Consider the following 13,147-nt stretch of genomic DNA (forward strand, 5'->3'; position numbering starts at 1 on the left):
TATGCAAAATATGCATGGGGTTTATTTCCGACATATCCTTAATGTCATTCCTTTTATTTAGCTCCATGAATGTAAAGGGCCGTAGCCAGACTGATTAATGGCTTCGGGCTTATTCACCCAAACGATTCATTTTGAACTAAAGTGACTCCTTTAGTTTTTAAAACCAATAAAAACCAATTTGACAGAATTTAAAACCAGCTGAGTAACAAAGTGATATTAAATCAGACTAAAAAACCAAGACGTAAACTCAATGATTTAAATCCGCGGATTTTTGATTAAGATTTTACTTAGATGAAGAGGAGAGAAGCGACACGAGAAAAAATCACAACACACTGTTTTCAAAAAGAATTAAGCTTTAAGCAGGAAAGAGGGCATGGGAATATTGACATTGTTTTTACGCGTCCTTACAGTATGTTTCAGTTTAGTTCAAAGTGACTCCTTATCGTTATTAACTTAAATCACGCTTACCAAATTTCTTTAAAGCGCTGTGCATTGCTGGCGGTATAAATCACTGTATTCTGAATATTTCGGTGCCCGAGGTAATCCTGAATTAATCGGGTATCGATACCTCGGTCCGCCAACGCAAATCCGCAACCATGCCGCAGCATATGCGGATGGGCGTTAATCTCCAGTTTCGCCACCTTACTGTAATGACGAAGCAGGCCGTAAATACGTTGGCGCGACAAACGCCCGCCCCGATTGGAAAGAAATAACCATTCCTGATCGGCCCAGCGGTGTTGCCGGCGTTTATCCAGCCAACGCCGCAAACATTGCCTTTCTCGCAGATAAAGCGGATGCACCGTGGAAAAACCATTCTTCAAACGATGAACATAAATGTTGCCGCCTTCCAGATCGATGTCCGACAAACGCCATCCCCCAATTTCGCTGGCGCGGCAACCATGGATAAAACACATATAAATCAGACAATAATCGCGTTCTGGATTCTTTCCATGCAGCGTGACCTCAAGCAGTCTCTCCACTTCAGAAGGCGTCAGATGTTTACGATTAGACATACAACCTCTATTACTTTGATCGGAAAAATGTGGCTGTCATTTTCCTTTTACATCACCACAATGGACACTCAGGGTTTCCCCTGGCTATGGATAGGTTCCTGCATCCAGCGCGGAGTATAACGGATTTGCCAAACGCGAACAGTGTACAGGGATTAATCCCCCCTTCAGTGCCTCCCTTGAGGCCCCCTCATTAATCAAAACCGCAGCTCAACTGCCACCATCAGAAATAATAAGGACGGCATACTTCCCGATTCACTTTAGTTTGCGTTAATACTTCCATTTCACACATGCGCTGAAATTGGCAAACAAACCGACAAAACAAAGAAAAATCCTAATAAAATCGCGAGGCGCCATGGGTTTCAAAGCGTTATACGGCTCGTAAAAAAACGAAATAAATCCGCCGGCGCGAACGTATCTTAACCAAACCGATAAGTTTTAATCTTTATGTGAATCGATAAGAGGAAAAATCAGGGCAGGAGGAAATAAAGTCACGATGGGGAATAACCCAGGCCTGACCGCATCACACGGCCGCCTGGGGGGAGAATTATTGACTGGTCATAACGTGACACAGCTCGCCAAGGGTCAGGTCAGGCCGTTCGATAAACATTTCCGCATTGAGCGTAATGCCGAACTCACGCCTAACCAGCAGCATCAACTCCATATAATCCAGGCTGTCCAACCCCAACTGTTGCAGCGGCATATCGGCCGACAGCAGCGTTCTGTCCAATCCTTTGGCTTCATACAACAGGCCGCAAATCGCCTCATACAATCGATGATACTTTTCCATAGGCCCTACCGTTATTCATTGTGATAACCAAATACCAGCGCCGCATTAGCACCGCCGAAACCGAAGTTGAGACTCATGACATTGCGCAAACGACCGCGACGATGCCCCTCGCGAATATAATCAAGATCGCATTCGGGATCGCTCTCGTGCAAATGGCAGGTTGCCGGCATCATTTGCTGCTGCAATGCCTGTAGGCAGACGATCGCCTCAAAGCTGCCGGATGCGGCGAGCAAGTGCCCGGTATAGGATTTCGTGCTGGAAATCGGCGTGCGATAAGCATCGCGCCCCAGCGCCGCCTTGATCGCAACGGTTTCGTTCACATCGCTTTGCGCCGTCGACGTGCCATGCGCATTGATATAGTCGATCTCATGATTGCTTAGCCCCGCCTGCTCCAGAGCCCGTCGAATGGTTTTCACCTTGGCCTGCGGATCCTCCGCCGGCGCGGTAAGATCAAAAGCGTCTGAAAAGTTGCCGTATCCCTTGACCTCCCCCAGTATTGTCGCGCCGCGCGCTAAAGCCGCCTCTCGCTCCTCAAGACACAACACGGCGGCCCCTTCCGCCAACACGAAGCCGCTGCGCTCCCGGCTGAACGGGCAACTGGCCTTGGTGATATCCTTTTGCTCCCGACTCAGCAAACGCAACGCGTCGATGTTCCATATCGCGCCATTGCCGCTCAGTGATTCCGACGCGCCGGCCAACATCATTGAAGCGCGGCCGCTGCGGATCACCTCAAACGCATCGCCAATCGCGATGCCGCCGGTCGCGCAGGCCGCCGCTGGCGAGCCCTGATAGCCCCGCAGCAACCAATGTTGGCCGCATATGGCGGTCGCGATATTGGGCATCGCGTGAAAACAGCCAAACAGCTGCCCCATGCCGGATTGCAGATAATCCGCATTGTTTTGCATGATCTCATCCTGGCCGCCCCAGCCGCTGCCGATAATCGCCCCGCACTCCAACGACGAATAAAAGTGCGCAGGCCCCACAAAACTGGATGAAAACGCCATGTCGATCGCCTCCGAGGCGGCGGCCAACGCCAGCCTGGCGAATCTGGGCAGCCGGCGGCTTACCCGCGCGGCTACGCCTTCCAGCGCCGGTTCGGCCTCCAGCAAAGCAAAAAAGCGCGCGTGGATCCCCGCCGCCGATTTATCGTGATAGCGATAGGCCAAACGGTTGGCCATGATAGCCTGCCAGTTTTGCTGCGCGTTGCCACCCAGCGCGGTGACGGCGCCGTAACCGGTGACCACCACACGTCTTGTATTCCGTTCTTTGTCCATGCTTACTCCCCTTGCCCGGATGCGAAAGCCTCGTTGCCGCCCAGCGCCAGCCAGAGCTGCATCGTGGCGTTCAGGTAGCGATATTGCAGTGCCGACAGTGAATTCTCGCTGGCTAACACCGCCTCTTGCGCGTCCAGCAACGTTTGCAGCGCGACGGAACCGGCCTGATATTGATAGCGGGCCAATGCCACGGCTTGTCGCCCCATCGCCAGATGCCGCTGCTGATTGCCGATTTGCCGCTGCGCTTCCAGACGTTCCCGCATAGCGCTGTCTACCTCTGCCAGCGCGCGGTAAACCGCATCGCGAAATTGAATCTCCGCGCGCTGCGCCTGCAACGTCGCTTTGTCGCTGGACAAGCGCATCTTGCGCCACTCGATGAACGGCAGCGTCAACGTCGCGCCCAGCGAGCGCGAAGGTTCACTGAACCATTGGCGAAAAAGCCCGCTGCCGGCATCCAGTGCGGCATCCAGACTCAGCGCCGGATAAAAACGCAATGTAGCGGCCTCCGCACCGGCCAGCGCCGCCCGCAGGCGCCGCTCCGCCGCCTGCACATCCGGCCGTCGCGCCATTACCGCCGCCGGCAGACGTGGCGCAATGGGCACCTCGTTGATCGGTAGCGCTCGCCTTTCGCTGTATCGCAGCAAGGGTGAACGGCCGAACAACAGCGCCAGCGAGTTGCGAGCGTCTTCCCGCTGCCGTGCCAGTTCATCCCGTTGATTCTCACGCGCCAATAGGTTTTGCTCCGCCTGCAACAACTCGAATCGGCCGACGTCGCCGGCGGTGTGACGTGCCGCCACCAGCCGTACAGTCTCACGCGCGAACGCCACCGCCTGTTGCTGATGGGTGACTTGCTGATTCAAATCGGCGATCTGCCAATACCCGCGAGCGGTAGCGCCGATCAAAGTCAACGCGGTATTGCGCCGATCCAACTCCGAAGCGACGGCCAGCCACTGAGCCTGCTCGCGAATGCGCGCCAGCTTGCCCCATAAATCCAGTTCATAACTCAGTGACAGTCCTGCGCGGTAACTTTCTTGCGGCCGCGCCGCGCCGCGCAATGCCTTGGTATTGCGGCCACTCAGGCTGGCGGCCAGGTCGGGGGTCGCATTGCCGGCTACCAACCCGGCCTCCAACATCGCCTCACGCCACTGCAATCCAGCCAGCGCCAGATCCTGATTCGCGATGAGCACGCCATCGATCAGCGAGGAAAGCTGCGGATCATTGAAGTTTTCCCACCAGGCGACGCCTGCCCGCAATGAACCGGAACGTTCATCGACCACGCGCCACTGCTGCGGCAACGACGGTGGCGCCGTGGCGTCGATCGGCCGCCCTCCGCAAGCGCTCAAAGACAGCATGACCAGTCCATAAATCAAAAGTCGGTTCATTCTCGCGCCAACGCCTCCACCGGCTGCAGGCGCGCGGCGGCACGGGCTGGAAAGAAGCCGAACCCGACGCCGATCAACGCCGAAAACCCGCAGGCCAGCAGCAATGGCGGCCAGGTAAAGATCATCGTCACCTGCGGCGCCAAGCCGCTCAGAATCCCTTTAACCAGCGCGGCGCAGGCGATCCCCAACACGCCCCCCAGGCTGCAGATCACCACCGCCTCAATCAAAAATTGCCGCATAATGTCTTTCTCAGCGGCGCCCACCGCCAATCGAATGCCGATCTCATGGGTTCGTTCCGTCACCGAAACCAACATGATGTTCATCACCCCCACCCCACCGACCAGCAGCGAGATGGCGGCAATCGCGGTAATCAGCAATCGCATGGAGTCGGAGGCACGCTGAATGGATTGCGTCAGTTGATCGTCAGTCAGCGTGAAAAAATCCCGCTGGCCATGTTCTACGGTCAAACGCCGGGTCACATCCCGCCTTGCCGCTTCCAACGTCAATTTTTCATTCACTCGCATCACAATCGATTCCAGCGGCATATCGCCGGCGATGCGGCCAGTCAGGGAGGTATGGGGCAGCCAGGCAAGCGGTTGAGAACCGGCGTATTGGGCGCCGCGGCGCTGCGCGACGCCGATCACCCGATAAGGCACACCCGCGATCAGCAAAACCGCGCCCACCGGATCTTGCCGGGAAGAAAACAGAGCCTGTTGCAGCAAGGGATCGATCACCGCCACCGGTGCGCGGTCACTCAGATCCTGCGCAGTAAACAGGCCACCGGAAAGCAGCCGAATGCCCTGCGTGCGGAAATACCCTTCGCCGACGCCCATCACGGCGAGCGGCACCTGCTTGCCTTCGCGCACGGCCGACAGTTGAGTGCTGATAACCGGCGAAACGCTGTCGACATAAGGCAAGGCCGCCAGCAGCGCTGCATCCCGCGCACTCAGCGAACGCGCAAAATCGGGACGCGTTTTTTCCCATCCCAATCCGGGACGAATGTCCAACGTGCTGGAGCCGAGCTGGCTGATTTCCCTGAGGATGCTTTGGCGCGTGCCTTCACCGATGGCGATGGCGGAAACGACCGCCGCAATGCCGATGATGATGCCGAGCATTGATAATAATGCCCGAACCCGATGCCCTAATAATGCCCGCCAAGCCATGCCGAGCGCCTCTCGCAGCGCCGCCCAAGGGCTCATGCGTTTCAGCGGCGCAGCCAACGCCAGCGGCCTCTCGAACGCAAAACGCTGTCGGGCGGCATCGTGGCGACTATCCGCCACGATCTCGCCGTCGCCGATCTCAATGATCCGCTGCGCCTGCTCGGCGATCCGCCGATCGTGCGTCACGATGACCACGGTGTGTCCGACAGCGTTCAGCTCATGCAAAATGGCCATCAGCGCCTGACCGCTGGTGCTATCCAACGCGCCGGTAGGTTCATCGGCCAAAATGATTTCCGCGCCGTTCATAAGAGCTCGGGCAATACTGACCCGCTGTTGCTGCCCACCGGAAAGCTGCGCCGGACGATGGCCACCTCGCTGCGCCAACCCGAGGCGAGCCAACAAATGCGCGGCCCGCAAGCGGCGCTCGGCGGCCGGCATGGCGGTATACAATGCAGGGATCGCCACGTTCTCACCGGCCGTCAGATAGGGCATCAGATGATAGCGCTGGAAAATAAAGCCGATATGCCGACTGCGGAGCCGCGCCAGGCGATTGCCGTCGGCTTGCCCAATCGCCACCCCGTTGATGTACACATCCCCCTGAGAAGGCTTGTCCAGACAACCGATAATATTCATCAACGTCGATTTTCCGGAGCCGGAGGCGCCGACGATAGCGACCATTTCTCCCCGCTGAATGCTCAGGGAAACGCGTTTGAGGACCGTGATTTTCTGCTCTCCGGCTTGAAACTCGCGCGAAACGTTCTCCAAAACGATAATGGGATCCGTGCTAGCTGACATGCTCACCCTCCGTATCTGGCTGGTGTTCCAGCAGCACTTGCTCACCCACTCTCACGCCTTCCAACACTTCCGCATAGCGGCGATCGCGCTTCCCGATGCGCACGCTGCGCGCGACAACCCGCTGGCCTTCCAACACTCTGATCTGATAGCGCTCGCCATCCAGTGCCTCTCCCAATGCCGCCATCGGCAGCCGCACCACCCCCGTGGCGCGTTCGGTAATGATGAATACCTGCGCCGTCATCGCGGTGCGTAATCGACGTTCGCCGTTGGCGACGGCAAATACGCCGTTGTAATACACCGCCGCCGTTTGCTGGCTTGAATTTCTGCCCAGCGGATCGGCTTCCAGCGCTTCTGCCGGCGCTTGCTGTATCGCACCCATGACCCCTTCATATCGGCGGCGGGGATCGGCGGCGACATAAAACCACAGCGGCTGCCCCGCCCTCACCTGCAAGATGTCATTTTCCGATATGCGGGTATGCACCATCATCGTATCCACGTCTGCCATCACCAAAATGGTCGGTGCGCTTTGCGATGAGACGATGGTTTGCCCTTCCTGAGTGACGATACCCAGCACTTCGCCGTCGATAGGCGCGGTAATACGGGTAAAAGCCAGGTTGGCTCTCGCCGTTTCCTGCGCGACTTCGGCCTGAACGATCTGCGACTCGTTCACTTTCAACTGCGCCAGTTGCGCGTCGTGCTGCGCCTGCGCTTTTTCCAAATCGCTGGCCACGCCGGCACGATCTCGCGCCAACGCCCTTTGCCGCGCCAACTCCAGTTGGTACTGCTTGAGCTGCGCCTGACTCGCCAATTTCTGCGCCTGCGCGCTGCGTAATTCGGCCTGCGACTTGCGCAGTTCGTTAAGTTGCAACGTCGGATCTATCTCGGCCAACAGCTGGCCCTGAGCCACTCTGTCCCCCGGTTTGACATACAGTTTTTTCAGTTGGCCGTTGACCTGCGCGCCAACGTTCACCTGCCGGGCCGGTTTCAAAATGCCGGTAGCCAACACGCTTTTTTCGATGTCGCCGCGATCGACGCGCGCCGTCTGCGGCGGTGATACGTCAGGCGCCCGATTCAACCCTAACAGCCCGCCAGCCAGCCCCCCCAACACGATCGCCACCAGCGCCACACGCCGCCAGCGTTTCTTTCCGGGCACGTCACTCCACCTCAGCACAGTCATTCATCCTGGTGTCGACGGCGGCCAACAACCGGCCCTGCGACAAGTGCAGCACCCGATCAAACAACGGCAGCAGCCGCGGGTTATGCGTCACGGTCACCAAGGTTTTACCCTTCTCACGGCAATGCGCTACCAGAGCCGACATCACCGCCGCAGCGGTTTTTTCATCCAGATTCGCCGTCGGTTCATCCAGCACCAACACCGGACAACGGCTGTACATGGCACGCGCCAGCAACAGACGCTGCCGTTGCCCCAGCGACAGCCCGGCATGGCTCTCTCGCACCAGAGCGTTCACGCCTCCGGGCAGCTGCGCCACCGCATCCGCCAGCCCCAAACTGCATAGCGCCTGTTCCACTTGTCTCTGCTGGCCCGGCGCCGACGGGGCGAACAGCGTGACGTTTTGCAACACCGAGGCATTGAACAGAATGTCCTCCTGGCTTTGCAGGAAGAACAGCCGCTGCGCGGCGGCGTTAGCCAGCACGCGGCCATCCAGCGTCAGTTCCCCCCGCTGCGGCGTCAACAGACAGGCGAGCACCTTCAGCAAGGTGCTCTTGCCCGCGCCGGAACCGCCGCAGATGGCGATACACTCGCCCCGTTCCAGCGTCAGCGACAGGTCGCGCAAAACCGGTTGGCCGGCGTCGTACGCGAAGCTCACCCCCCGATACGCCAACTGCACATCAAAATGGTTCACGCTTTCGTCGCCAGACCCGGTACGCAGAGATACGGCAGGAAACAGATCCCGCGCGCGCTCATCGATCACGTGCAGTTGGTTTTTCTGCAGGACGGCAAAAAAGATCTTGCTGGTGTAAGAGGTAAAAATTTCGCGCAGAAAGCTGTAGGCGAAGAATGCCCCCAGACTGAGTTCGCCACCCTTTAGCAGCGGCAGCGCCAGCAGCATGAACACCACCATTTCCAGGCTGCCAATCAGTTGATAAATGCTGCCCTTGACCTGCTCATAGACTTTTTGCCGCTGCAGGCAGTTGAACAGCGAACGGGCATGCTCGGCAAAGCCCTCTTGCCGCTGGCCGGCGAGCCCGGCGGACTTGATGGTCGAAAACCCCTGAATGGTTTCCAGAATAAAATCATTCTGCGCCGCCCCTCTCACCTGCAGCTGCTGGGTGAAGTGGCGATCGCGATAAATGGCCCAAACGCTGATCGCCCCCATCAGCAGTACGCCGGCAATCGGCACCAGCGCCAACATCGGGCTCAAATAGCCCATCACCGCCAGCGCGATAGCAGCGATGATCCAGTCGGTGCGCAGGCCGTTATCCAGCTCGATTTTCTGGCCGGCGGCCATCTGCCAGCTGGTGAAACGACTGAAAATCTCGCCGGGCGCGCGCTTGCTGAAGAAATTCAGCGAATTTTCCAGCAGGCGGGAAAACCCGGCGGCGCCGTGCAGCAACACGAAGTTTTTGATAAAACGCTCGGTGATGATGCGCGCCATCAGGGCCAGCGCCGTGGATGCCACAAACGCCAGCAGATAGTAGGCGTAAGGAAACGCGACCTCACCGGCCATGGCGAACACCTGATTGATCGCGCTGGCGACCATCATCGGCATGATGAACAGCGTCAGCGAGATAAGAAACGTCATCGCCGCCAGGCGATAAATGCCGGCGATGCCGGCGGTATCCTTCAGGCTTAAACTGGCGAAAGCGCCGCGTCGGTGGCTCCGCGCGGCGGGGGGGGTGGACGGTGAATCGTCGCGATCGAGCACCAATGCGTAGCCGCTGATTTCCGCTTTCAAAGCGGCGTACGGCAGCAGCTGTTGCCCCAACGCCGGATTCATTACGCACACGTAACCGCCCTGACGATATGCCAGCAATACATAGTGGCCCGCGCCGTAATGCAGAATCGCCGGTAAAGGCAGCGCCGCCAGATCCCGGTGCTCGAACGCCACCGGATAAGCTGGCAACGCCAGCTCCCCTAAAATGGCGCACAGCGTCGCCAGCGAAGTGCCGTGTTGCGAAGCGGGGTAACGCTCACGCAGTTCCGTCAATGGCGCGCGAACGCCCTGCGTTTCCGCCAGCATGGCGATGCAGGCCAGCCCGCACTCATTGATTTCGCTCTGCAAGACCGGCGTAGGGAGGGTGTTTTCCATGCGTAGTGATATCCCTGACTTATTCGTTGATAAAAAATAAAGAGTGCGAATGCCACAGCAACCAATCATCCGCATGTCGCCACAGGGTGCGCTCGACGATCGCCGGCACGGCGCGGCCGACCAGCTCTGTGGCAATCGGTTCTTCTATGTGAATGCGAACGCCGCGATCGTAATAAAGCGAATAGCACACCACTCGAGCCCGCATCGCTCGGGATAATCGAACGATGCCGCTATGCAAATGCGCTGGCCGGTTGAACAAACGGCAAGCCAGTTTGGCCGAGGTGTCCCGGGTGCTGTTCAAGGTGTAATCCGGCGTGATGTCCGGGAAGAGGATGATGTTGCGCCGATGCTCCGTCGCCTCCAGCAGCGCCTGCGACAAGGTGCCGGCAATATGCCGGGGATCGTCGTGAATCGAGCAATAGTCGAGCCGCTGCCGCCATTCCCCCTCAGGCGCTCGCCGCGCTAACGTCTGTGCGTCGCCGGAAACGATCACCGTTGCCCGCCCGGGATAAACGCCCGCGCCGACCAGCGTCGCCAGCACATCGGAAACCGTGTGCATCGGCGCCAACAACACCGGCACCCCGGCGCGATGCAGCGGCTCCACCACCTGATTGAGCTGTGAGGTGCACTGCGCCAAATGCTCCATCAACGCGGCGTTGCGGGCCTGGATCGCCGCCAAATCCAGCCATTGTCGCCGCTGCATCAGCCAGGCGAAGTCCAGCCTGCCGTCGCCCAACAGGCTTTGGCGATTCGCCTCAGCGACCGCTTGCCGGTGGCGAAAACGGCGTTGCTGCAGACCCCACCTCAACCGCCTCTGCATCTTTAGCCACAGGCGATAATCCACGCGCCGCAGCAGAGCGCACGTCAGACTCCGGCTCACCCCGGTGCGGACAGCCGAGAGACGCGCCACGGCGTCCAGGCCGTTACGCCAGGCCAGAAAGCCCCGAACCGCGAGCAGGCGCATCAGGGGGCCAGCGGCTTATCGTGCTGCAACAGCGACAGCAGTTGCTGGCTGAAAGCGGAAAACTCACGGTCTTGCAACGCCAGCCATTTGCGATTGACGATAAAGCTGGGGGTCGCGTTGACCTGGTAATAGCGGCTTACCGCCGTCATATACGCCAACAGTTCCTTGACCCGCTCTGAATCTCTGGTCCGCTGATAGGCGGCCTCGTCGATGCCGTTGGCCACCAACCAGGCGCTGAGCTGCTTTTCATCCGCCAGATTGAGGTTTTCTTTGATAATGGCGCGGTAAGCGGCGGGACGATGCTGCGCCTCGATCCCCATGACCGTCAGGGTGGCGAAGAGGGGCGCAAAGGCCGCCATGCCGGCGTGATCGTCGTCGCTGAGATGCAGGCGCACCAATTTGGCTCCCGCCGGTAAGCGTTTTTCCAGCTCGGCCACGCCGCTTTCGTTAACTTCACAATAGTGGCAGGCGTAAGAGAAGACTTCGACAATGGCGTTATCATCTTGCAATGGGCTTTGCTCTATTTTTTCCGGAGAGATAAAACTCAGGCTTTCCGCCGCCGGCGAGGCCATAACGTAATGCTGGAAATAAAGCGCGGTCAAAAAAGAAGAGGCGAAAATAATGACGAGCGTGTAACTAAAAAACAGCAAAGGACGTTTATACATAGCAGACGCATCCTGCGCATAAATAAATGCTCACTTGAGCATGAGCGTTATAAATCAGAAAGGGAGATTGACGGTTCAGCGATAAAAAAGGAATTCATCTCCGTTATCAGGCGGTGCGCGCAAGCGCCCCGCCTGTCCATCACTAACCTAACTGCAAGCGTTCAGCTCGCATCAGCTCGGGATTGTCGGCGTGGAAGGGCAGCTCGCCACCGGCGCCGGATGATAGGTTTTTTTCACGCCGCCAAACTTATCGGCACAGGTGGTCACCAGTTGGCAAGTGCGGTTATTGCCACCGCCCACCCAGGCAAATTCCTTGGTACACACAAAAGTACCGCCGACGATGTTTTCCGCTTCAGACAGGTTGATTTTCTTCATTACAATATCCTTATATATATTAAAATATAAACACACTACCCATCACTCTGCCTGCAAGACAGAGTAATTCTTCAATACATTGAAAAACATTTAATTGATAACAATGAGAGCGCTGCGGGAAAAAGAATAGCCCTCTCACACAAGCAGATCAATACAATTATTTACACTGCACCGCAGGCTTAGTGGAATAAGTAACGTTTGATATAAGGATTATTCTAATTTAATTGCTTATAAAAACATGGAAGTTAATTTCACCCCCGGAATAGCCACGATTTATTTGAAGGATAATTCTCAGTTTAAGAGGTAATTAACCAAGAAAATTTCAGATCCGACCAGTTAACCGGTGCTGGAAACAGGCTGAAAAGATTGCTTCCTGCCGCGCCGGACTTACACTGGGCAACAGGACTCTCACTCTTAGGATGCCCATGCTCGCGACTCACGAATACGCCAACGACTTGATTCTGTTTGCCCTGATTGTCGACTGCGGCTCGTTCAGCAAGGCGGCGGAGAGCGCCGGCATTACCAGTTCGGTGGTGAGCAAACGCATCGGGCGGTTGGAAAAATCGCTCGGCGCCCGGCTGATGTACCGCACCACCCGCAGCCTGACGCTGACCGAAAGCGGCCAGGCGCTCTACCAGCAGGCCAAGGAGATCGGCGCCAAAGTGCAGGAAGCGCTGTACGCCGTCAGCGAAAAGAGCGAAGAGCTGACCGGCACCATTCGCATGTCGGTGCCGACCATTTCGGGTGAGCTGCTGCTGAGTGAAAGCGTGGCGGAGTTTTGCGCTCAGCACCCCAGCCTGAAGGTCGAGATGCGGCTGGAAAACCGCTTCGTCGATCTGGTGGAAGAAGGCATCGATCTGGCGATCCGTACCGGCACCATGCCGGACTCCAGCCTGATTGCGCGGCCGATCTTCGATTCCCGCTGGGTGATCGTCTGCTCGCCGGGCTATCTGGAGAACCACCCGGAGCCGCGCAATCCCGACGATCTGCTTAGCCACAACTGCCTGACCTATACCTATCAAGAGAGCGGCACCGCCAACTGGCTGATGAAGCGGCCAGGGCGCAACGAAATCTACGAGCTGCAGGTTGACGGCAACCTGTCGGCCAATAATGCGCGGGCGATCCGCAAAGCGGTGATCGGCGGCCATGGCATCGCCATGGTGCCGCGCTGCATGGTGTACGAAGATTTGCAGGAAGGCAAACTGACGGAGATCCTGGCCGGCCACTGCGGCAAGGTATTGGGCATTTACGCCGTCTACCCTTATACCCGCAATCTGCCGTTAAAAACTCGCCTGCTGATCGAACATATCATCGGTTCCTATCAAAATATCAGCCACTACTTTTAAGTTTCCACTCCTGATTATTTCCACGCGTCGTAAAGTACCGCGTGGATTACCGCATTTTTGGACATGAACTCGTGAACATTAACGCCTAATTAATGTGATCCAGCGCATTCATTA

The 13,147-nt window shown here is 57.5% G+C and carries 11 protein-coding genes; 1 reads left to right on the plus strand and 10 read right to left on the minus strand.

From position 1 onward, the window contains the following. Nucleotides 1–464: 464 nt before the first annotated feature. The 10 genes from ACSBQS_RS21985 to ACSBQS_RS22030 all read right to left on the minus strand — a co-directional run bounded on the left by ACSBQS_RS21985 (nt 465) and on the right by ACSBQS_RS22030 (nt 11,687). Entirely contained in the window at nt 465–1,013 is a 549-nt protein-coding gene (locus ACSBQS_RS21985; protein ID WP_033644811.1) for a tyrosine-type DNA invertase, read from the minus strand. Nucleotides 1,014–1,557: 544 nt separating this feature from the next. Then, entirely contained in the window at nt 1,558–1,800 is a 243-nt protein-coding gene (locus ACSBQS_RS21990) for an acyl carrier protein (protein ID WP_033644937.1), read from the minus strand. Between the two features lie 11 nt (nt 1,801–1,811). Beyond that, nucleotides 1,812–3,074 (minus strand): beta-ketoacyl-[acyl-carrier-protein] synthase family protein, encoded by a 1,263-nt coding sequence (locus tag ACSBQS_RS21995; protein WP_047026626.1) that lies wholly within the window; start codon nt 3,072–3,074, stop codon nt 1,812–1,814. A 2-nt stretch (nt 3,075–3,076) separates the two neighbouring features. After that, nucleotides 3,077–4,426 carry an efflux transporter outer membrane subunit gene (locus tag ACSBQS_RS22000; protein WP_434991342.1) on the minus strand — a complete coding sequence of 450 codons (1,350 nt, stop codon included), beginning with the start codon at nt 4,424–4,426 and terminating at the stop codon, nt 3,077–3,079. Between the two features lie 26 nt (nt 4,427–4,452). Further along, nucleotides 4,453–6,411, minus strand: coding sequence for an ABC transporter permease (locus ACSBQS_RS22005; RefSeq protein WP_434991343.1), 1,959 nt, complete (start codon nt 6,409–6,411; stop codon nt 4,453–4,455). Beyond that, nucleotides 6,401–7,495 (minus strand): efflux RND transporter periplasmic adaptor subunit, encoded by a 1,095-nt coding sequence (locus ACSBQS_RS22010; protein ID WP_232092637.1) that lies wholly within the window; start codon nt 7,493–7,495, stop codon nt 6,401–6,403. The genes ACSBQS_RS22005 and ACSBQS_RS22010 overlap by 11 nt, the downstream gene beginning before the upstream one ends. 70 nt (nt 7,496–7,565) lie before the next feature. Next, the gene (locus ACSBQS_RS22015) at nt 7,566–9,683 is read right to left on the minus strand and encodes a peptidase domain-containing ABC transporter (RefSeq protein WP_434991344.1); all 2,118 of its coding nucleotides are present in this window, start codon (nt 9,681–9,683) and stop codon (nt 7,566–7,568) included. A gap of 19 nt (nt 9,684–9,702) precedes the next feature. Next, nucleotides 9,703–10,647 (minus strand): ABC transporter, encoded by a 945-nt coding sequence (locus ACSBQS_RS22020; protein ID WP_434991345.1) that lies wholly within the window; start codon nt 10,645–10,647, stop codon nt 9,703–9,705. Beyond that, a complete protein-coding gene (locus ACSBQS_RS22025) occupies nt 10,647–11,312 on the minus strand; it encodes a DsbA family protein (protein WP_047026629.1) in 666 nt (221 codons plus the stop codon). Before ACSBQS_RS22025 ends, ACSBQS_RS22020 begins: the two co-directional genes overlap by 1 nt. A 171-nt stretch (nt 11,313–11,483) precedes the next feature. Continuing rightward, entirely contained in the window at nt 11,484–11,687 is a 204-nt protein-coding gene (locus ACSBQS_RS22030; protein WP_042785296.1) for a DUF4762 family protein, read from the minus strand. Nucleotides 11,688–12,112: 425 nt separating this feature from the next. Here ACSBQS_RS22030 and ACSBQS_RS22035 point away from each other — a divergent pair, with 425 nt between their 5' ends. After that, nucleotides 12,113–13,033 (plus strand): LysR family transcriptional regulator, encoded by a 921-nt coding sequence (locus ACSBQS_RS22035; protein WP_033644801.1) that lies wholly within the window; start codon nt 12,113–12,115, stop codon nt 13,031–13,033. The last annotated feature ends 114 nt before the right edge of the window (nt 13,034–13,147 follow it).

Origin of the sequence: Serratia sp. H402Y (assembly GCF_051172415.1) — a bacterium.
Classification (GTDB): Bacteria; Pseudomonadota; Gammaproteobacteria; order Enterobacterales; family Enterobacteriaceae; genus Serratia; species Serratia ureilytica.

Coding starts and splice junctions, on each gene's coding strand:
- ACSBQS_RS21985 (WP_033644811.1), bottom strand. CDS start 1,013: ATGTCTAATCGTAAACATCTGACGCCTTCTGAAGTGGAGAGACTGCTT.
- ACSBQS_RS21990 (WP_033644937.1), bottom strand. CDS start 1,800: ATGGAAAAGTATCATCGATTGTATGAGGCGATTTGCGGCCTGTTGTAT.
- ACSBQS_RS21995 (WP_047026626.1), bottom strand. CDS start 3,074: ATGGACAAAGAACGGAATACAAGACGTGTGGTGGTCACCGGTTACGGC.
- ACSBQS_RS22000 (WP_434991342.1), bottom strand. CDS start 4,426: ATGCTGTCTTTGAGCGCTTGCGGAGGGCGGCCGATCGACGCCACGGCG.
- ACSBQS_RS22005 (WP_434991343.1), bottom strand. CDS start 6,411: ATGTCAGCTAGCACGGATCCCATTATCGTTTTGGAGAACGTTTCGCGC.
- ACSBQS_RS22015 (WP_434991344.1), bottom strand. CDS start 9,683: ATGGAAAACACCCTCCCTACGCCGGTCTTGCAGAGCGAAATCAATGAG.
- ACSBQS_RS22020 (WP_434991345.1), bottom strand. CDS start 10,647: ATGCGCCTGCTCGCGGTTCGGGGCTTTCTGGCCTGGCGTAACGGCCTG.
- ACSBQS_RS22025 (WP_047026629.1), bottom strand. CDS start 11,312: ATGTATAAACGTCCTTTGCTGTTTTTTAGTTACACGCTCGTCATTATT.
- ACSBQS_RS22030 (WP_042785296.1), bottom strand. CDS start 11,687: ATGAAGAAAATCAACCTGTCTGAAGCGGAAAACATCGTCGGCGGTACT.
- ACSBQS_RS22035 (WP_033644801.1), top strand. CDS start 12,113: ATGCTCGCGACTCACGAATACGCCAACGACTTGATTCTGTTTGCCCTG.